The sequence below is a fragment of the Bordetella sp. genome, from assembly GCF_051960075.1.
Classification (GTDB): Bacteria; Pseudomonadota; Gammaproteobacteria; order Burkholderiales; family Burkholderiaceae_B; genus Bordetella.
In genome coordinates, this window is the sequence record NZ_JBQCER010000084.1 from 18,243 (window position 1) to 37,590 (window position 19,348).

General features: G+C 62.0%; 15 protein-coding genes and 1 tRNA gene. 10 read left to right on the forward strand and 6 right to left on the reverse strand.

All coding sequences use genetic code 11. The annotated features are described in order from the left end of the window. Positions 1-19: 19 nt before the first annotated feature. Together dapD and dapC are read right to left on the reverse strand one after the other, a co-directional pair. Complete coding sequence (dapD, locus tag ACTHJ1_RS14145; protein ID WP_440193428.1) at positions 20-841, reverse strand: 2,3,4,5-tetrahydropyridine-2,6-dicarboxylate N-succinyltransferase; 822 nt, start codon at positions 839-841, stop codon at positions 20-22. 68 nt (positions 842-909) lie between these two features. Continuing rightward, positions 910-2,109: a succinyldiaminopimelate transaminase gene (gene dapC, locus ACTHJ1_RS14150; protein ID WP_440193430.1), complete on the reverse strand. Its 1,200-nt coding sequence runs from the start codon at positions 2,107-2,109 to the stop codon at positions 910-912. Between the two features lie 46 nt (positions 2,110-2,155). Here dapC and ACTHJ1_RS14155 point away from each other — a divergent pair. Together ACTHJ1_RS14155 and ACTHJ1_RS14160 are read left to right on the forward strand one after the other, a co-directional pair. Beyond that, positions 2,156-2,242 (forward strand) — tRNA-Leu (locus tag ACTHJ1_RS14155). Positions 2,243-2,284: 42 nt separating this feature from the next. Further along, on the forward strand, positions 2,285-3,496 hold the full coding sequence (locus tag ACTHJ1_RS14160) for an EAL and HDOD domain-containing protein (protein WP_440193432.1): 1,212 nt from the start codon (positions 2,285-2,287) through the stop codon (positions 3,494-3,496). 28 nt (positions 3,497-3,524) lie between these two features. On the opposite strand, the gene ACTHJ1_RS14165 is transcribed toward ACTHJ1_RS14160, so the two are convergent. Continuing rightward, the gene (locus tag ACTHJ1_RS14165; RefSeq protein WP_440193434.1) at positions 3,525-5,798 is read right to left on the reverse strand and encodes a putative bifunctional diguanylate cyclase/phosphodiesterase; all 2,274 of its coding nucleotides are present in this window, start codon (positions 5,796-5,798) and stop codon (positions 3,525-3,527) included. A 163-nt stretch (positions 5,799-5,961) separates the two neighbouring features. Here ACTHJ1_RS14165 and ACTHJ1_RS14170 point away from each other — a divergent pair, with 163 nt between their 5' ends. From ACTHJ1_RS14170 to lon, 6 genes are all read left to right on the forward strand, one after another. Further along, positions 5,962-6,282: a hypothetical protein gene (locus tag ACTHJ1_RS14170; RefSeq protein WP_440193436.1), complete on the forward strand. Its 321-nt coding sequence runs from the start codon at positions 5,962-5,964 to the stop codon at positions 6,280-6,282. Positions 6,283-6,444: 162 nt separating this feature from the next. Next, a complete protein-coding gene (locus ACTHJ1_RS14175) occupies positions 6,445-6,648 on the forward strand; it encodes a cold-shock protein (protein ID WP_019939305.1) in 204 nt (67 codons plus the stop codon). 164 nt (positions 6,649-6,812) lie between these two features. Then, positions 6,813-8,123, forward strand: a complete 1,311-nt coding sequence (gene tig, locus ACTHJ1_RS14180; RefSeq protein ID WP_440193438.1) for a trigger factor — start codon at positions 6,813-6,815, stop codon at positions 8,121-8,123. Positions 8,124-8,127: 4 nt separating this feature from the next. Beyond that, entirely contained in the window at positions 8,128-8,802 is a 675-nt protein-coding gene (clpP, locus tag ACTHJ1_RS14185; protein ID WP_440193440.1) for an ATP-dependent Clp endopeptidase proteolytic subunit ClpP, read from the forward strand. A 17-nt stretch (positions 8,803-8,819) separates the two neighbouring features. Further along, positions 8,820-10,112, forward strand: a complete 1,293-nt coding sequence (gene clpX / locus ACTHJ1_RS14190) for an ATP-dependent Clp protease ATP-binding subunit ClpX (protein WP_440193442.1) — start codon at positions 8,820-8,822, stop codon at positions 10,110-10,112. 257 nt (positions 10,113-10,369) lie between these two features. Then, the gene (gene lon / locus ACTHJ1_RS14195; protein WP_440193444.1) at positions 10,370-12,838 is read left to right on the forward strand and encodes an endopeptidase La; all 2,469 of its coding nucleotides are present in this window, start codon (positions 10,370-10,372) and stop codon (positions 12,836-12,838) included. Positions 12,839-12,925: 87 nt separating this feature from the next. On the opposite strand, the gene ACTHJ1_RS14200 is transcribed toward lon, so the two are convergent. Then, on the reverse strand, positions 12,926-13,540 hold the full coding sequence (locus tag ACTHJ1_RS14200; protein ID WP_440193446.1) for a glutathione S-transferase family protein: 615 nt from the start codon (positions 13,538-13,540) through the stop codon (positions 12,926-12,928). A 10-nt stretch (positions 13,541-13,550) separates the two neighbouring features. Then, positions 13,551-14,336, reverse strand: a complete 786-nt coding sequence (lexA, locus tag ACTHJ1_RS14205; protein WP_440193448.1) for a transcriptional repressor LexA — start codon at positions 14,334-14,336, stop codon at positions 13,551-13,553. A gap of 159 nt (positions 14,337-14,495) precedes the next feature. Here lexA and ACTHJ1_RS14210 point away from each other — a divergent pair, with 159 nt between their 5' ends. Continuing rightward, complete coding sequence (locus ACTHJ1_RS14210) at positions 14,496-15,707, forward strand: patatin-like phospholipase family protein (protein WP_440193450.1); 1,212 nt, start codon at positions 14,496-14,498, stop codon at positions 15,705-15,707. A gap of 112 nt (positions 15,708-15,819) precedes the next feature. Here the strand turns inward: ACTHJ1_RS14210 and ACTHJ1_RS14215 are convergent, their stop codons facing one another. Next, positions 15,820-17,022, reverse strand: a complete 1,203-nt coding sequence (locus tag ACTHJ1_RS14215; protein ID WP_440193452.1) for an amino acid aminotransferase — start codon at positions 17,020-17,022, stop codon at positions 15,820-15,822. 89 nt (positions 17,023-17,111) lie between these two features. Between ACTHJ1_RS14215 and uvrB the strand changes: the two genes are divergently transcribed. Then, positions 17,112-19,196 (forward strand): excinuclease ABC subunit UvrB, encoded by a 2,085-nt coding sequence (uvrB, locus tag ACTHJ1_RS14220; RefSeq protein WP_440193454.1) that lies wholly within the window; start codon positions 17,112-17,114, stop codon positions 19,194-19,196. The last annotated feature ends 152 nt before the right edge of the window (positions 19,197-19,348 follow it).

Below are 19,348 nucleotides of genomic sequence, written 5' to 3' on the forward strand. Positions count from 1 at the left end.
TGTGGGTCGAGGGGTACATTCAGGCCCGCAGCAGTTCGTTGATGCTGGTCTTGGCGCGTGTCTGCGCGTCCACGCGCTTGACGATCACGGCGCAGGCCAAGCTGTGCGAACCGTCGGCCGAGGGCAGCGAGCCGGGCACCACGACCGAGCCGGAGGGCACACGGCCGTAGGTGATCTTGCCTGTGGCGCGATCGTAGATCTTGGTGCTTTGCGAGATGAACACGCCCATGGCCAGCACCGAATTTTCTTCGACGATCACACCTTCGACCACTTCGGAGCGCGCGCCGATGAAGCAGTTGTCTTCGATGATGGTGGGGTTGGCCTGCAGGGGCTCGAGCACGCCGCCGATGCCCACGCCGCCGGACAAGTGCACGTTTTTGCCGATCTGCGCGCACGAAGCCACTGTGACCCAGGTGTCGACCATGGTGCCTTCGTCTACATAGGCGCCGATATTGATGTAGGAGGGCATCATCACCACGTTTTTGGCGATGTAGCAGCCGCGGCGCGCCACGGCGGGCGGCACCACGCGGTAGCCGCCGGCCTTGAAGGCGTTCTCGCCGTAGCCGTCGAATTTGAGAGGCACCTTGTCCCAGTACATCTGGGGTGACTGACCCATCAGCACGTTTTCCTGCAGGCGAAAGGACAGCAGCACGGCTTTCTTGATCCACTGGTGCGTGACCCACTCTCCGTCGATTTTTTCGGCCACGCGCAGCCGACCGCTGTCCAGCGCGTCCAGCGTGTGCTCGACGGCCTCGCGGGTTTCGGAGGGGGCGTCGGCGGGCGTCAGGAAGGCGCGGTTTTCCCAGGCGCCGTCGATGGCGGTTTGCAGATCAAGGGTCATGATTGTGGACTCAGGTCAGATGGTGGACAAAAACGAATGAACGAAATGGCAGTTGGATTGCCGGAAAATCAAGAAGCCGCCGCCGTCGCCGCATAATGGGCTATGCGCTGCGCGGCTTGCCTGCACTGCTGCGCCTCGGCCACCAGGGCCAGGCGCAGCCGGCCCTGCCCGGGGTTGATGCCGCCCGCCTCGCGGGCCAGGAAGCTGCCGGGCAGGACCGTCACACCGGTAGCGGCATACAAGCGAGCCGCGAACTCGGCGTCGGAGCCGGGTACACGGGCCCACAGGTAGAACGAGGCCTGCGGCGCCTGCACGTCCAGGACGGGCTGCAACAGAGGCAGTACGGCGTCGAATTTCTCACGGTATTGCCGGCGATTGTCGCGCACGTGGGCCTCGTCGGACCAGGCGGCAATGCTGGCGGCCGACACCACCGCGCTCATGGCGCTGCCGTGATAGGTGCGATAGCGCAGGAAAGGCGCAACGAGCGAGGCGTCGCCCGCCACGAAGCCCGAGCGCAAGCCTGGCACGTTGGAGCGCTTGGACAAGCTCGAAAACACCATGAGCCGGGCATAATCGCGCCCCAGCTCGTGCGCAGCCTGCAAGGCGCCCAGAGGCGGCGCCGCTTCATCCAGGTAAATCTCGGAATAGCATTCGTCCGACGCGATCACGAAACCGTGGCGCTCGGAAAGCTCGAACAGCAAACGCCAATCGTCGAGCGACATGACGTTGCCGGCCGGATTGCCGGGCGAGCAGACGAACACTAGCCTGGTGTCGCGCCAGATTGCCTCGGGCACGGCCAGCCAGTCGCAGCCGAAATTGCGGGCCGGGTCTGCGTTGACGTAGTAGGGTTCGCCGCCAGCCAGAAGGGTCGCGCCTTCATAGATTTGGTAAAAGGGGTTGGGACAGACCACTTTGCCGCCGCGGGCCGGATCCAGCACCACCTGAGCAAAGGCGAACAAAGCCTCGCGCGAGCCGAGCACCGGCAGCACCTGGGTGTCGGCGTCCGGGGCAGGAATACCGTAGCGGAGCGCCAGCCATTGCGCGATGGCTTCGCGCAGCGCTGCGTCGCCTTGGGTGGCGGGGTAGACCGACAGGCCTTGCAAATTGTCGCGCAGCGCATTCAGCACGCAGTCGGGCGCGGCGTGCCGAGGCTCGCCTATCGACATATTGATGGGCGCAAGATTGTGCGGCGCCGATCCGGCCGAGCCCAACAGGGCGCGCAGTTTCTGGAAAGGGTAGGGATGCAGAAGGTCTAGTCGGGAATTCATGGGGCGGGATTTTAACAAGCAAGCTACAATATCGGGCTTGGCCTTTGCGAGGGTGGCGAAATTGGTAGACGCACCAGGTTTAGGTCCTGACGCCGTAACAGGTGTAGGGGTTCGAGTCCCCTCCCTCGCACCATAAAAAAACTCAATCCAAGGCAGTCTCAAAAGAGGCCGGCAGATGACTGTTGAAGAAAGCGCCGAAGTTCTTCTCGCCCGACAGTCGATCGTGAATCGGCAGGGCATCTGCGTGGGCCATGAATTGCTGTTTCGCGGGCGCCGCCTGGACGCGGCTGAAATCGACGACGATTTCGCCTGCACGCTGACCGTCGTGCAGAACATGCTGGGCATGATCGGCGTCGATAATGTGCTGGGTGAGGACGACGGCTTTCTGAATTGTTCCAGCGATTTCCTGGCTTCGGATATCGTCGATATTCTGCCCGCGCAGCAAATGGTTCTGGAGATTCTCGAAGACACCGAACTGAACGAGGCGCTCGCGCAGCGTTGCAGCTCGCTGCGGGAAAACGGATTTCGCATTGCGCTGGACGACGTGCGGGAACTTACGCAGGAGATTCAGGCCTTCCTGCCGCATGCCGACCTTGTCAAGATCGACTGGCCCTTTGTGGGGCCGGAAGTGGCGCAACGGATCACCGCTGCGGCTCACGCCGCGGGCGCCAAGGTGCTGGCCGAGAAGGTCGAGACACGCGAAGACTTCGAGCTCGCGATGGAAATCGGCTGCGATCTCTTTCAGGGTTTCTATTTCACCCGACCCCAGTTGGTCAGGGGCAATGCGCCGCGCCTGAATTCCACGGCGCTGCTGGGCGTGCTCGACCTCGTTCTGCACGAGGCGTATATGGACGAGATCGAGCGCGCGCTCAAGGCCGCGCCGTCGCTGACCGTGCAATTGCTGCGCCTGGCCAACAGCAGTACCCGCTGGCGCACTCAGTTGTCCGAGATTGTCTCGATCCGGCAGGCGCTGACCCTGGTCGGGCTCAAGCAACTGGCCCGCTGGTGCTGTTTCATGTTGTACAGCGCCGACTCCGACGGCAAGGTGGACCCGTTGGCCCAAATGGTCCTGCATCGCGCGGATTTCATGGAACGCCTGGCGCAGCGGGTTGCCCCAGGGGATGAGCATCTGCAGCAGGAGGCCTATCTTTCGGCATTGCTTTCGCTTGCGCACATTCCGCTGGGCCAGGATATCGAGGTCTTCATCGGCGGCATTGCCGTGAGCCAGGAAATCCGCGAGGCCATCACCGGCTATGACGGCTGGCTCGGCGCGCTGCTGCAAGTCGCGGAATGCGTCGAGCGCGGCGAGTTTCCAACGCACGAGAAGCTGCAGGCGTTGTTTCCCGGATGCAATGCGCAGCTGTCGCTAGACGGCCTTTATCTTTGATTCCGCGCCGGCCTTGCGCGCCGGATCTTCAAGACGGCTTGCGCGCCTCAGCCCACCGCGCGAAGTCCTGCGGTGCCAGCGGCGGCGAATACAGGTATCCCTGATAGATCAGGCAGCCGTGGCGACTCAGGAAATCGCGCTGCGCCAGCGTTTCCACGCCTTCAGCCACGATGGTGAGCTTGAGCGCGTGGCCGATGTTCACGACTGTCTGCGTCAAGGACTCGGCCATGGCGCTGGTGCCGATGCCTTGCACGAAGCTCTTGTCGATTTTCAACTCCTGCACGGGGAAGCGGTGCAGATAGCTCAGCGACGAGTAGCCCGTGCCGAAGTCGTCGATGGACAGGGTGATGCCCTGGGCATGCAAGCTCTCGAGCGTGGCGCGAATGTCGTCGGTAGATTCGTCGAACATCACCCGCTCGGTCATTTCCAGCGTCAGATCCGACGGGCGCAGGTTGTGGGCCTGCAGCGTACGGGCGACGAAATCCGCGAAATCGGGCCGCTTGAAATCGGCGGCACAGACGTTGACGGAGACGGTCGGGATGTCCAGGCCCGCCGCCCGCCAGGCGGCTAGCTGGCTGCAAGCCTGCTCCAGAATCCAAGTGTCCAGTTCGGTGATCAGGCCGCTTTCTTCAGCCACGGCGATGAAGCGGTCTGGCGCTACGGTGCCCAGTTTGTCGTCATGCCAGCGTGCCAGGGCTTCGACGCCGTGCACCATGCCCCATGCCCCGACCTTGGGCTGGTAGGCGACTTGCAAGGCGCCTTCGCGCAGCGCCCGCTGCAGCGCGATTTCCAGATCGAGATGTTCCCTCGCTTCGTGCTCATATTCCGAGGCATAGAAGTGCATTTGGTTGCGGCCGGCGTTCTTGGCCCGGTACATCGCCATGTCCGCGTTGCGCAACAATGTATCGACACTGCGCCCGTCATGCGGATACAGCGCGATGCCGATGCTCACGCCCAGCGCGATACCGACGCCGCGCCCCGTGTTGACCGCGATAGGCCGCTGCATGGCCTCCATAATGCGGTCTGCCACGCGGGCCGCTTTGTGCACATCGCAGCGCTCGAGCACTGCCACGAATTCGTCGCCGCCCAAGCGACCGATTAGGTCCTTGCCTTGGACGCATCGACGCAACCGCTGCGCGACCTCGCTCAGCACCTCGTCGCCAATGGCGTGGCCCTGGGTGTCGTTGATGCGTTTGAATCGATCCAGATCGACGAACAGTACGGCGACCTGGGATGAGTACCGGCGCGCGTCGGCCAGGATTCTGTGCGCTTCCCGGTTGATCCGCCTGCGGTTGGGCAGGCTGGTGAGGGTATCGAACCATGCGAGCTTTTGCAGTTGGCGTTCGGTCGCCAGCCTGCGCTGCAACTGCGCGCTGAACATCAGGCAAAGCATGATGATAAGGGCGTCCAGGATGGCCGTGACTGCGCCGATGGAGAGTGCGCGCTTGCGCCATCCCGCATAGATATCCCGGGTCGCAAGGCCGGCCACCACGACCAAGGGGTATTTACCGACTTTCCTGAAGCTGTAGAGTCTTTCGACATGGTCCAGCGCGGCGACGTCAATGTATGTGCCGTGGTCCGATCGCATCAACGGCGGGAAAGACCGGCTGCCGGCCAGCGTTTTGCCGATATCGTCCGGTTTGTAAGGCCGCCGCATCAATACGATGCCGTCCGAGCGGATCAAGGTCAGCGAGCCGTTCTCGCCCAGTATCGAATCGTCGAAAAGATGGCGGAAATAGCGCAGGCTCAGCGTGCCTGCAACGACTCCCTGGAAACGGCCGTTCGCGTCGGCACGGCGCAGGCTCATTGCAATGGAGTCATAGTCCGACTTGGTTATCGGCATGAAGGGCTTGCTTAAATACAGGCCGATATCCGGGGTCTGTCTATGGACTAGGAAGTAGTCTCGCCGACCGACGTCGATTGTCGACGACTGCATCGAGCGCGAGTCCAGGACGACTTTGCCGGAAGAGTCCGTCGCGATGATCACGCCCAGATCAGAAACCGCGTCGGCCGCATTGAAGGCCAGGAACTGGCGGGTTTCCGGAGGCAAGTCCGGGCTGGGCGTCTCCAGATTCGTCATCACGTTGCGCATCGCGATCTGGTAAATGTCCAGCGTGCGTTCGGCTTCTTTTTCCAGCGAGATGGCGAGGTTTTCCGCAACATCGCGCGCCTGCGCCATCGCATCGAGTCGCATTTGGTACAGCGCGACCGCGACCACGCCTGTGGTGGCGAGCGTGATGCACAGTCCGGCGAGCAGGAACACAACTGGTTTCGTCAGGAAAGAAATTCTCGTGCGAGCCATGGTTCTCTGCTGGATCCTGCCGGAGCATGCGGGTGCGACAGTATCGGAGGATCGAATCGGAAAGAATGTCGAATTGTAAAACGCCTGCCGCGGCCCGCGGCGCAGGCGTGCAAAACAGCGGGAAGACTACAATCGCGTCAAATCGATTTTTTCTCTGGCGTTCATGAACATTCTCAGCTCCCGGCTCTCCACGTTCGAAAACGGCATGGGCCTGTCCACGACAATCGACGGTCAGCCGCTTACCGTGTATGTCGTGCTGGGCGAGCCAGATCTGGAAATCATCCCACGTATCGTGCCCGAGGCGCTGGTGGAGGCGGGGGCCGAGATCCACGCCGCGGTGGTCGACGATTTCGACCAGGCGCAGAGTCAGATCGACGATGTGCTCGACAATGTCAATCCGAGCGATGTTGCCGTGTTTTTCTGCATCGACGAGGACTGTTACAACGCCGCGCTCGACCTTCTGGGACTGCCGGTGGATGACTGATTGTTTTCGTCATAAATTGCATGCTACTATCCGTCCCCTGCGGATTGGGGTCTTGAGTTCGTACAGTGCCAGCCTAGCGGCGGCCGTTTACTGGTTCCCTCATTGCTAGATCCGTGGTTTCGGGCGCAAGCCCTCTATCAGCAATCGTTTAGGAAACTCAGTATGGAAACCGGCGTCGTCAAGTGGTTCAATGCGGAAAAAGGCTACGGCTTTATCACCCCCGAGTCGGGCGGTAAGGATCTGTTCGCGCATTTCTCCGAAATTCAATCCCAAGGCTTCAAGACTCTCGAAGAAAACCAGCGCGTTAGCTTCGTGACCGCGATGGGCCCCAAGGGTCCCCAGGCCACCAAGATCCAGGCGCTGTAAGCAGCTTCTGGCTCTCGCCTGAAAAGCCCCGCAAGGGGCTTTTTTCATTTAGGCGGTCCGTCCCCAGCGCCGTCGGGAAGGCGGCCGCGTTTCCGGTAAAATACTCGGTTTCGCCGTCGTGATTCCCGGCGGTCTCTTCCATCTTTCGCAAATAGGTCTTTGTAATGCAGCCTGTGGTTCAAACTCTCTCCGGCCTGGAGCGCCGCATCGATCTGGCCGTCTCCCTGGCCGCTGTCGAAAAAGAAGTGCAGGAACAGCTCAAGCGCGTGGCTCGCACCGCCAAGGTTCAGGGTTTTCGTCCTGGCAAGGCGCCCATGGCCATGCTCGAGCGCAGCCACGGCCCCGGCATCCGCTACGACGTGATCAACAGCCAGGTCGGCCGCGCGTTCGAGCAGGCCGTCGACGAAGCCAAATTGCGCGTCGCAGGTGCTCCCAGCCTCGAACCCAAGACCGAGGGCGTGGATGAAAGCACGCTGGCCTTCACCGCCACCTTCGAAGTCTATCCCGACGTGGCCGTGCCCGATCTGTCGGCGCTGTCCGTAACCCGCGCCACCAGCGCAATCGCCGACGCCGAGGTCGACAAGACCATCGATGTGCTGCGCAAGCAGCGGGCAGTGTACGAGCCGCGCGAAGGCCGTGCCGCCGCCGATGGCGATCGCGTCACGCTGGACTTCCTCGGTACCCTCGACGGTGTGCCCTTCGAGGGCGGCAAGGCTGAGAATTTTCCCTTTGTGCTGGGGCAGGGTCGCATGCTGCCCGAGTTCGAAGCTGCCGCGACGGGCTTGAAGGCCGGCGAGACCAAGGTCTTCCCGCTCAAGTTCCCCGACGATTATCAAGGCACCGAAGTAGCCGGCAAGACCGCCGAGTTCACCATCACCGTCCGTGAAGTCGCCGAGGCCGTTCTGCCTGTCGTCGACGCCGAGTTCGCCAAGCAATTGGGCGAGGCCGACGGCAACGTCGACAAGCTGCGCGCCGACATCCGCGCCAATATCGAACGCGAGGCCAAGAGCCGCGCCGACGCGCGCACCAAAAACAGCGTCATGGACGCCCTGGTCGAGGCCGCCAAGTTCGATGTGCCGCGCGCCCTGGTCGACTCCGATGTCGAGAGCCGCATCGCCGCCGCCCGCGAAGATCTCAAGCAGCGCGGTGTACCCAATGCAGACACCATGCCCATTCCGCCCGAAGTTTTCTCGGGCGAATCCGAGCGCCGTGTGCGCCTGGGCCTGCTGGTTTCCGAGCTGGTCAAACAGGAGCAGCTGCAATCCAAGCCCGAGCAGATCCGCGCCAAGATCGAAACCTTTGCGCAGAACTACGAACAACCCGCTCAGGTTGTCAGCTATTACCTGAGCGATCGCCAGCGCCGTGCTGAAATCGAGGCCATCGTGCTGGAGGATAATGTGGTTGAACATGTCCTGAGCAAGGCCAAGGTCACCGACGAAGCGGTGCCTTTCGATCAACTGATGGGAATGGCTTAACACTATGCAGCGTTTCACCGATTTCTATGCCGGCATGTATGGCGGGGCATCGCTCTCCAGGGTCGAGACGCCGACCGGCCTGGGCTACGTGCCCATGGTCATCGAACAGTCCGGTCGCGGCGAGCGCGCCTACGACATTTATTCGCGCCTCCTGCGCGAGCGGGTGATTTTCCTGGTCGGCCCGGTCAACGACGCCAGCGCCAATCTGGTGGTCGCCCAGTTGCTGTTTCTGGAATCGGAAAACCCCGACAAGGAAATTTCCTTCTATATCAACTCGCCGGGCGGATCGGTGTATGCGGGCATGGCCATCTACGACACCATGCAGTTCGTCAAGCCTGATGTGTCCACGCTGTGCACGGGATTGGCCGCCAGCATGGGGGCTTTCCTTCTTGCCGCCGGAAGAAAAGGTAAGCGCTACACGCTGCCCAATTCCCGCATCATGATCCATCAGCCTTCGGGCGGCGCGCAGGGCCAGGCCACCGACATCCAGATTCAGGCTCGCGAGATCCTGGATCTGCGTGAGCGGCTCAACAAGATCCTGGCCGAGAACACCGGCCAGCCGGTCGAGCGTATTGCCGTGGACACCGAGCGCGACAACTTCATGTCCGCCGAAGATGCGGTATCTTATGGACTCGTCGACAAGATGCTGACGTCCCGCGCGGATACAGCCGACGCGTAATCGAGGTACGACTATTTATGCCTGAAAAAAAGGGTTCAGCCGACGCGAAAGTGCTGCACTGCTCGTTCTGCAACAAGAACCAGCATGAAGTCCGCAAGCTGATCGCAGGGCCGTCTGTGTTCATCTGCGATGAATGCATCGATCTGTGCAACGACATCATCCGCGAAGAAGCCCAGGCTTCCGCGCGGGCGGCCATCCGCTCTGAGCTGCCCACTCCGGCCGAGATCAAGACTGTCCTCGACCAGTACGTCATCGGCCAGACGGCGCCCAAGCGCATGCTGGCGGTGGCCGTGTACAACCACTACAAGCGTATCCGCCACGGCGACATCAAGGGCGACGAAGTCGAGCTCTCCAAGAGCAACATCATGCTCATCGGCCCCACGGGCTCGGGCAAGACGCTGTTGGCTCAGACTCTGGCTCGCATGCTCAACGTGCCGTTCGTCATGGCCGACGCCACCACGCTCACCGAAGCGGGCTACGTCGGCGAAGACGTCGAAAACATCATCCAGAAGCTGCTGCAAAGCTGCAACTACGATGTCGAGAAAGCGCAGCGCGCCATCGTCTACATCGATGAAATCGACAAGATTTCGCGCAAATCCGACAACCCGTCCATCACTCGCGACGTATCGGGCGAGGGCGTGCAGCAGGCCCTGCTCAAACTGATCGAAGGCACGGTGGCCTCGGTGCCGCCGCAGGGCGGGCGCAAGCATCCCAACCAGGACTTCGTCCAGGTCGACACCACCAACATCCTGTTCATTGTGGGCGGCGCCTTCGACGGGCTGGAAAAGGTCATTCGCGACCGTACCGAAAAATCCGGCATCGGTTTTTCGGCATCGGTTCGCGCCAAGTCCGAGCGCGGCGTGGGCGAGCTCTTCAGCGAAGTCGAGCCCGAAGACCTTATCAAGTTCGGCCTCATTCCCGAACTGGTGGGTAGATTGCCCGTGGTTGCCACGCTCGACGAGCTGGATGAAGAAGCCCTGGTGCGTATTCTCACTGAGCCCAAGAACTCCCTGGTCAAGCAGTTTCAGAAGCTGTTCGCCATGGAAGGCGCCGAGCTCGACGTGCGGCCGGGAGCGCTCCAGGCCATTGCCGAAAAGGCGCTCAAGCGCAAGACCGGCGCGCGCGGCCTGCGCTCCATTCTGGAAGCGTCGCTGCTGGACACCATGTACGAACTGCCCTCGCAGAGCAAGGTCACGCGCGTGGTGCTCGATGAAAACGCCGTCGAGGGCCAGGGGCAGCCGCTGCTTATCTATGCCGAGGACGATGCCGAAAGCACGCCCAAGGCCGAACGCGGCGAAGCTGCAGCCTAAAAACGGCGACCAGAAGGCCAAGGGGGGCTGTCAGCCCCGCTCGCCGCTGGGGCGGCCTGCGTATCCCGCCTGGCATGTTTGGTTCCACTTCAGGTTATTTCAATGAAAATCCCGTAACAAATACGGGTTTTTTCATTTTTATGACCGCACGGCACGAGCGCTTGATTTTTCGGCTATTGTTCCCATATCAGACATAACCATCGGTTTTTCCGTAGTCCGGATCGCCGCCCTTATACGCAGTCTATCGAGGAATCTCTATGTCTGCCCATCAGACCCTGCCCGCCGACCCCGTCGACCTTGCGCTATTGCCCCTGCGCGACGTCGTGGTGTTTCCGCATATGGTCATCCCGCTGTTCGTCGGCAGGCCGCGGTCCATCCGCGCGCTTGAAGTTGCCATGGAGGCCGGCAAGAGCATCATGCTGGTCGCCCAGAAATCGGCCGGCAAGGACGACCCCACGCCCGAAGACGTCTACGAAATCGGCTGCGTGGCCAGTATTCTGCAAATGCTCAAACTGCCCGACGGTACCGTCAAGGTATTGGTCGAAGGCACACAGCGCGCCCGCATCGACAGCATCGACGACGCCGAGTCGCATTTCACCTGCGTCGTCACGCCCATCGAACCCGATCTGAGCCAGAGCTCGGAAAGCGAAGCCCTGCGCCGCGCCATCGTGGCCCAGTTCGAGCAGTACGTGAAGCTCAACAAGAAGATTCCGCCCGAGATCCTGACCTCGCTGGCCGGCATCGACGATCCGGGCCGCCTGGCCGACACCATCGCTGCGCACCTGCCGCTCAAGCTCGAGCAGAAGCAGGCCATGCTCGAAGTTACCGGCACCTCCGAGCGTCTGGAAAGTTTGCTGGCCCAGCTCGAGGCCGAGATCGACATTCTCCAGGTCGAGAAGCGCATACGCGGCCGCGTCAAAAAGCAGATGGAAAAGTCGCAGCGCGACTACTACCTGAACGAACAGGTCAAGGCCATCCAGAAAGAGCTGGGTGAGGGCGAAGAAGGCGCTGATCTCGAAGAGCTGGAGAAGAAGATCGTCGCCGCGCACATGTCCAAGGAAGCGCGCAAGAAAGCCGATGCCGAGTTCAAGAAACTCAAACTCATGTCGCCCATGTCGGCCGAGGCTACCGTGGTGCGCAATTACATCGATGCGCTCGTTAATCTGCCTTGGAGAAAGAAGAGCAAGGTCAACGATTCCGTCAGCCATGCCGAGAAAGTGCTGGACGACGATCACCATGGCCTGGAAAAGGTCAAGGAACGCATCATCGAGTACCTCGCCGTGCAGCAGCGTGTCGACAAGGTGAAGGCGCCTATCCTGTGCCTGGTCGGTCCTCCGGGTGTGGGCAAGACCTCGCTCGGACAGTCCATCGCCAAGGCAACGAACCGCAAGTTCGTGCGCATGGCGCTGGGCGGTGTGCGTGACGAGGCCGAGATCCGTGGCCACCGACGCACCTATATCGGCTCCATGCCGGGCAAAATCCTGCAAAGCCTGTCCAAGATCGGCGTGCGCAATCCGCTCTTCCTGCTCGATGAAATCGACAAGCTGGGTATGGATTTCCGCGGTGACCCGGCATCGGCCTTGCTGGAAGTGCTCGATCCTGAGCAGAACCACACCTTCCAGGATCACTACGTCGAAGTCGACTTCGATCTGTCCGACGTGATGTTCGTGGCGACCAGCAATACGCTGAACATTCCGCCGGCATTGCTCGATCGCATGGAAGTCATACGCCTGTCGGGCTATACCGAGGACGAGAAGATCCATATTGCGCGTGAACATCTGCTGCCCAAGCTGATGAAGAACAACGGCGTCAAGGAAAACGAGCTCGAGGTCGACGACAGCGCGCTGCGCGACATTGTGCGCTATTACACGCGTGAAGCCGGCGTGCGAGCGCTCGAACGCGAAGTGGGCAAAGTGTGCCGCAAGGTAGTCAAGAAGCTTCTGGTCGAAAAAGACGCTGCAGATCAGGCCAAGTCTGAATTGCGATCTGCGCCTGTTCGGGTCACCGGCGACAATCTGGCCGACTATCTGGGCGTGCGCCGCTACACTTTTGGCATGGCCGAGAAAGAAAACCAGATCGGTCAGGTGACCGGCCTGGCCTGGACTGAGGTCGGCGGCGATCTGCTCACGATCGAGGTCGTTGACATGCCCGGCAAGGGCGCCATACAGCGCACCGGGTCGCTGGGTGATGTCATGAAGGAATCGGTCGAGGCTGCCCGCACTGTGGTGCGCTCGCGCGCCCGCCGCCTTGGATTTGCCGATAGCGTTTTCGAGAAGCGCGATATGCACATCCATTTCCCGGAAGGCGCCACGCCCAAGGACGGCCCCTCGGCGGGTATTGCGATCACGACTGCCATGGTCTCGGCTCTGTCGCACATTCCCGTGCGTGCAGACGTTGCAATGACGGGCGAGATCACGCTACGCGGCGAAGTGCTGCCCATCGGCGGCCTGAAGGAAAAACTTCTTGCTGCTCACCGCGGCGGCATCAAGACCGTGCTGATTCCGGAAGAGAACGTCAAGGACTTGGCCGAGATTCCCGACAACGTCAAGAACTCGCTGGAGATCGTACCGGTACGTTGGATCGACAAGGTGCTGGAGCTGGCTCTGGAGCGTTTGCCCGAGCCGCTGGCTGACGAAGAGGTCTCGAAGGAAGAGGCTTCCAAGACCGAGACCGTTGTGGCTTCGCCGGCTACCGGTACGCCGACCGATCCGGTAGTCAAGCACTAAGCAAGTTCGCTGGCCGATCAAGGCCTGTTTGCCACAAAAACACCTCGAGCGCTGGATGTGAGTCCCGCCTTGAGGTGTTTTTTTACGTCAACGCTTCATCCATGCTTCGCACTGCGCCGCAACGCGTGCCAGGGCAGGGCGGTCTTTCAGGCCGTTCCAGTACGCGACCAGCTCGGGCCGGCTGCCCAGTTCACCGAATTCGATGCCGTAGCCGATAGAGCGCCCGATGTAGATATCGGCGGCGGAAAAACGGTCGCCCGCAATATAGCGCTTGCCGCTTACCGCCTTGCTAAGCGTATCGACGGTGTGCTCGAAACTGCCGTAGCCGAACATGCGTTGCTGCTCAGAATTTGGGATCCAGCCCGCTGCCTTGTTGCTCCAGGCGGCTTCGAGACAACTCGAGGCGAAAAAAAGCCAGCGGTAATAGTCGGCGCGGTCGGCAGGAGCAGGGGCCAAGCCGGCTTCGGGGTAGGCATCGGCTAGATACGCGCAGATGGCTGCGCCCTCGGTGACGATTTTGTCGCCATGTTGGATGGCGGGCACCTTGCCCATAGGATTTATAGCGAGATATTCCGGCGACTTCATCGTGCCGCCGTAGGTGAGTAGCACTGCGCGATAGGGGACGCCAAGCTCTTCCAGCATCCAGTGCACGATGTTGGCGCGAGACTGCGGGTTCGTATAAAACACCAGTTCGTTCAACATCGATGCTCCTCTAGTGCAAGGGTTGGGTGCGGATCAGTCCCACCGCGATGCCTTCCAGCGCGAAGTCTTGTCCAGGCTGGACTACGATGGGCTCGAAGTCGGGGTTCTCGGGCAGCAGTTCGATGCGCCCGCTCTGTCGCTGCAGGCGCTTGACGGTGACGTCGTCGTCGATGCGGGCGATAACGATCTGGCCATTGCGCGCATCGGAGGCGCGCTTGACGGCCAGAAGGTCGCCTTCGAGGATGCCCGCGTCTCTCATGCTCATGCCACGCACCTTCAGCAGGTAGTCGGGCGTTTGCGAAAACAGCGCGGGGTCGACGCCGATTTCGCGCTCGACATGCTCGGCCGCCAGAATGGGGCTGCCCGCAGCCACGCGTCCGACCAGAGGCAGCAGCAGGCGGGCGAGGGCATTGGCCGATTCGGTGATCATGCCGCCCAGGGTGCCGGACGGCGAACCCTGGCGAACATGAGCGTCGACACCAGGGTCGGCTGCGAGCAGGCGTATGCCGCGCGAAGCGCCCGCGGTTAGCTCGATGGCGCCTTTGCGCGCAAGGGCCTTGAGGTGATCTTCCGCCGCGTTGGGCGAGCGAAATCCCAGCGCCTGAGCGATCTCGGCCCGTGTGGGCGGAAACCCGGTACGCGCCACGGCGGCACGGATGAGATCGAGAATTTCCTGCTGACGCGCGGTAAGTTTGGTGGCCATGGGGTATTCTGGCTGTATGGATATACAGCTATTCTGAGGGGCGCTGCCTGAAAAATCAAGCATCTGTCGTCCACGGCCGGATGGCTTTCCCATGTAGCCGCACGAAACAACCCGCACCGATGGGGCAAGTTCGAACCGTTGTTCTGTGCATTGAATATGCCGGATTATCGAGATGATGGTGCACAAAATAGTGTCAGATTGATTGCGCTTTCACGCAAACGCCGTTGCGTCGTATTGCAGGGAGAAAATCACATGCCGCGCATGCCGGTGGATACGGTTGGTCTATTGCTGACAGGCGGCGGCGCCCGGGCTGCCTACCAAGTGGGCGTGCTGGAGGCGATCGCGGACTTGCGGCTCGCGGCTCGGGTCAACGAGCCGGGCAGTCCGTTCGGTGTGATCACCGGGACGTCGGCGGGGGCGATCAATGCCGCAGCGCTGGCAACCCACGCCGACGATTTCGACCACAGCGTGCGCCGTCTGGTCGACGTGTGGAAGAACTTTCGCCCCTCGCAGATCTACCGCACCGACGCGCTTTGGTCCATCAAGGTGCGTGGCGGCCGCTGGCGCGTGTCGTTCGGCTTGAAATGGCTGTTCAGTTTCTGGAGGCAAAAGCAGCCCACGTCGATGCTGGACAGCACGCCGCTGGCCGAGCTGCTCGAGCACATGGTGCCGCTGCATCGACTCCCCGGCCTGATGGAGGCCGGCTGGCTCAGAGCGCTGGCAGTGAGCGCATCGAGCTACAGCACGGGCGAGAACTATATTTTCTATCAGTCGAATGACGCAATCGAACCCTGGATTCGTTCGCGGCGCGTGGCCATACCCGGGCGCATCACGCAGGCGCATTTGCTGGCTTCGTCGGCCATTCCCTTCGTGTTCCCAATAGTGGGCATCCCGACTCAGGGGGGGCAGGTCGAATACTTCGGCGACGGTTCGATCCGTCAGGTGGCCCCCCTGTCTCCGGCCATACACCTTGGCGCGCAGCGACTGCTGGCAATCGGCGCGAGCCGCCTGCACGAGCCGCAGAACGTGCCCCGCCCCAATATACACACCGGCTATCCCACGCTGGCGCAGGTCGCGGGCCATGCAATATCCAGCATCTTTCTCGACGCATTGGCCGTGGACATCGAGCGCATGCAGCGTATCAATCAGACGTTGGCCCTGATCCCAGCATCGCAGCGCGCCGGCACGACGCTGCGGCCCGTAGAATTGCTGGTGATCTCCCCCTCGGAGCGGATCGATGTGATCGCTTCGCGGCATACCAAGGCGCTACCGGAACTGTTGCGCCGCATGCTCGGCCACCTGAGCAGCAGCGGCCCGTCGGGCAATGAGGCGGTGAAGGCCTCGGCGCTGGCCAGCTATCTGCTGTTCGACGCCGGCTTCACCCGAGAGCTGATGGAACTTGGGCGCGCCGACACAATGCGCCAGCGGGACGCCGTGCGTGCTTTCTTCGGCTGGACGGAATAAAGGCCTTCATGTCGCCTCCGTCGGGCTTGCGTCCGATACTCGGGTTGGCGGCACGAGAAAAAGCCGGTGCGGTTTGAACCGCGCCGGCTTTCAAGGCAGATCGGTCGGTCGCTTATTTGGCGACGGCCGCGATGGCCTTGGCCACCGCGTCGATGTTGCCGCTGTTGAGCGCAGCGACGCAAATGCGGCCGCTGGACACGGCGTAGATGCCGTGTTGCTCGCGCAGGGCATCGACCTGGGCCGAGCTCAGTCCCGTATACGAGAACATGCCGCGCTGCTTGACGATGAAACCGAAATCTTGCGTTGCGCCCGCGGCCTTCACCTTCTCGGCCAGCTGCTGGCGCATCAGGCGGATACGGTCGCGCATGTCGCCCAGTTCTTTTTCCCACAATGCGAAGAGCTCGGGTGTATTGAGCACGCTGGAGACCAGGGTGCCGCCGTGGGTGGGCGGGTTGGAATAGTTGGTGCGAATGACCCGTTTGAGCTGGCTCAGTACGCGGCCGGCTTCGTCCTTGCTGCCCGCCACCAGAGTCAGCGCGCCGACGCGTTCGCCGTACAGCGAGAACGACTTGGAGAACGACGAGCTGATGAGCATGGTTATGTCTTGCGCGGCGAAGATGCGCACGGCTTCGGCGTCTTCGTAGAGCCCCGCGCCGAAACCCTGGTAGGCAATGTCCAGGAAGGGCACGAGGTCGCGAGCCTTGACGACTTCGGCGACTTGTTGCCATTGGGTAGAGTCCAGATCTACGCCGGTAGGGTTGTGGCAGCAGGCGTGAAGCACGACGATGGTCTTGGCCGGCGCGGCCTGCAGCGCGGCCAACATGCCGGCGAAGTTCAGGCCGCGGGTAGCAGCGTCGTAGTATGCGTAGGTTTCGACGGGGAAGCCGGCGCGCTCGAACAGGGCGCGATGGTTTTCCCAGCTCGGGTCGCTGATCAGCACCTTGGCGTCGGGCAGTATCTGCTTGAGAAAATCGGCGCCGATCTTGAGCGCGCCGGTGCCGCCCAGGGCCTGGGCGGTGAGTACGCGGCCGGAGGCGATCAGGGGCGAGTCGGCGCCCAACAACAGGGTTTGCGCGCCTTTGTTGTAGCCGGGGATGCCTTCGATGGGCAGGTAGCCGCGGGCGGCCGCGGCCTCGATACGGGCCACTTCGGCTTTGCGCACAGCGCCCAGCAGAGGAATTCGGCCTTGGTCGTCGTAGTACACGCCCACGCCCAGATTCACTTTACCGGTGCGGGTGTCAGCGTTGAATTGCTCGTTCAGACCCAGGATGGGGTCGCGGGGGGCTTGTTCGACGGAGGCGAAAAGGGTGCTCATGGGCGTGTTTGGCGTCAGTGATCTGGCCAGGTGGACTCACCACCAAAGCCTGTGGATAATGAGGGATTTCCCTCAATTCAAAGTCTAGCATGCCCGCCGGCTCCGCCATTTCCGAATCCGCCGAACCCGAATCGCTGCGCGAGCCTTCTGCCGAGGTGCGCTACGTCGATTATCCCGGCAGCCCGTTCCATCTTTATCAGCCCTATCCACCCGCGGGCGACCAGCCTTTGGCCATCGACGGGCTGGTGCAGGGGGTGGAAGACGGCCTCATGTACCAGACGCTTCTGGGCGTGACCGGCTCGGGCAAAACCTACACCATGGCCAACGTGATCGCCCGCCTGGGCCGTCCGGCCCTGGTGCTGGCGCCCAACAAGACGCTGGCCGCGCAGCTCTACGCCGAGATGCGCGAGTTCTTTCCCAAGAACGCGGTGGAGTATTTCGTTTCCTCCTACGATTACTACCAGCCCGAGGCCTACGTGCCCACGCGTGACCTGTTCATCGAGAAGGATTCGTCGATCAACGAGCACATCGAGCAGATGCGGCTGTCGGCCACCAAGAGCCTGCTCGAGCGGCGCGACACGGTCATCGTGGGCACGGTGTCGTGCATCTACGGTATCGGCAACCCCGGCGACTATCACGCCATGGTGCTCATCCTGCGCGCCGGCGACCGCATTTCGCGCCGCGAGATCCTGGCGCGTCTGGTGGCCATGCAGTACACCCGCAACGATGCCGACTTCACGCGCGGCGCGTTTCGCGTGCGCGGCGAAACAATCGACATCTTTCCGGCGGAAAGCCCCGAGCTGGCCTTGCGCCTGACGCTGTTCGACGACGAGGTCGAATCGCTGGAGCTGTTCGACCCGCTGACCGGCCGCGTGCGCCAGAAACTGCCGCGCTACGCCGTGTACCCGGGCTCGCACTACGTGACTCCGCGCGACACGGTGATGCGCGCCATCGGCACCATCAAGGAGGAACTGCGCGAGCGTTCCTCGCTGCTGGTCAACGACGGCAAGCTGGTCGAGGCGCAGCGCCTGGACCAGCGCACCCGCTTCGACATCGAGATGCTGCAGGAGCTGGGCTTCTGCAAGGGCATCGAGAACTACTCGCGCCACCTGTCCGGCGCGGCGCCCGGCGAGCCGCCGCCCACGCTCATCGACTATCTGCCGGCCGACGCGCTGATGTTCATCGACGAAAGCCACGTCACGATCGGCCAGCTGAGCGCCATGTACCGCGGCGACCGCTCGCGCAAGGAAACACTGGTGCAGTACGGTTTCCGCCTGCCTTCGGCGATGGACAATCGACCGCTCAAGCTGGAGGAGTTCGAGGCGCGCATGCGCCAGTGCGTGTTCGTCTCTGCCACGCCGGCCGCCTACGAACAACAGCACACCGACAACGTGGTCGAGCAGGTGGTGCGTCCCACGGGCCTGGTCGACCCGATGGTGGAAGTGCTACCGGCCCGCACTCAGGTGGACGACTTGCTCGGGCAGATCAAGCGACGCACAGAGCAGGGCGAGCGCGTGCTGGTCACCACCCTGACCAAGCGCATGGCCGAGGATCTGACCGATTTTCTATCCGAGCACGGCGTCAAGGTGCGCTATCTGCACTCGGACATCGAGACGGTGGAACGCGTCGAGATCATCCGCGATCTGCGCCTGGGCACGTTCGACGTCCTGGTGGGCATCAACCTGCTGCGCGAGGGTCTGGACATCCCCGAGGTGTCTCTGGTGGCCATCCTGGATGCCGATAAGGAAGGTTTTCTGCGTTCCGAACGCAGTCTGATCCAGACCATAGGCCGGGCTGCGCGCAACCTCAACGGCCATGCCATTTTGTACGCCGACCACATCACGGATTCGATGCGGCGCGCCATGGAAGAGACCGAGCGGCGGCGCGCCAAGCAGATCAAGCACAACGAAGACCACGGTATCACTGCTCGGGGCGTGAACAAGGCCGTGCGCGAGTTGATAGACGGCGTCGTGGCACCCGCTTCGCACGATACCCTCGAGGCGGCCGTGCCCGCCGAGCTGCTGTCCGACGAAAAGGCGTTGGCCCGCGAAATTCGCCGCCTGGAGAAGCAGATGATGGACCACGCGCGCAATCTTGAGTTCGAGCAGGCCGCCGCTACGCGTGATGCCTTGAGCGCACTGAAAAAACGCGTACTGCTCGACGGCGCCATATAGGTGTGGTGCCGCGGCGGCGGCACCGTTTGCGCAGAGCATCAAGTTCTGGAAAAGTCGTGCTGCTGCCCGGGTATTTTATCTAGATCTTGGATTAGAATTTAACTATAATCCATTGATATATATGTTTTTTTGTTCTGCCGATAAGCGCATCG

Coding starts and splice junctions, on each gene's coding strand:
- dapD (WP_440193428.1), bottom strand. CDS start 841: ATGACCCTTGATCTGCAAACCGCCATCGACGGCGCCTGGGAAAACCGC.
- dapC (WP_440193430.1), bottom strand. CDS start 2,109: ATGAATTCCCGACTAGACCTTCTGCATCCCTACCCTTTCCAGAAACTG.
- ACTHJ1_RS14160 (WP_440193432.1), top strand. CDS start 2,285: ATGACTGTTGAAGAAAGCGCCGAAGTTCTTCTCGCCCGACAGTCGATC.
- ACTHJ1_RS14165 (WP_440193434.1), bottom strand. CDS start 5,798: ATGGCTCGCACGAGAATTTCTTTCCTGACGAAACCAGTTGTGTTCCTG.
- ACTHJ1_RS14170 (WP_440193436.1), top strand. CDS start 5,962: ATGAACATTCTCAGCTCCCGGCTCTCCACGTTCGAAAACGGCATGGGC.
- ACTHJ1_RS14175 (WP_019939305.1), top strand. CDS start 6,445: ATGGAAACCGGCGTCGTCAAGTGGTTCAATGCGGAAAAAGGCTACGGC.
- tig (WP_440193438.1), top strand. CDS start 6,813: ATGCAGCCTGTGGTTCAAACTCTCTCCGGCCTGGAGCGCCGCATCGAT.
- clpP (WP_440193440.1), top strand. CDS start 8,128: ATGCAGCGTTTCACCGATTTCTATGCCGGCATGTATGGCGGGGCATCG.
- clpX (WP_440193442.1), top strand. CDS start 8,820: ATGCCTGAAAAAAAGGGTTCAGCCGACGCGAAAGTGCTGCACTGCTCG.
- lon (WP_440193444.1), top strand. CDS start 10,370: ATGTCTGCCCATCAGACCCTGCCCGCCGACCCCGTCGACCTTGCGCTA.
- ACTHJ1_RS14200 (WP_440193446.1), bottom strand. CDS start 13,540: ATGTTGAACGAACTGGTGTTTTATACGAACCCGCAGTCTCGCGCCAAC.
- lexA (WP_440193448.1), bottom strand. CDS start 14,336: ATGGGAAAGCCATCCGGCCGTGGACGACAGATGCTTGATTTTTCAGGC.
- ACTHJ1_RS14210 (WP_440193450.1), top strand. CDS start 14,496: ATGCCGCGCATGCCGGTGGATACGGTTGGTCTATTGCTGACAGGCGGC.
- ACTHJ1_RS14215 (WP_440193452.1), bottom strand. CDS start 17,022: ATGAGCACCCTTTTCGCCTCCGTCGAACAAGCCCCCCGCGACCCCATC.
- uvrB (WP_440193454.1), top strand. CDS start 17,112: ATGCCCGCCGGCTCCGCCATTTCCGAATCCGCCGAACCCGAATCGCTG.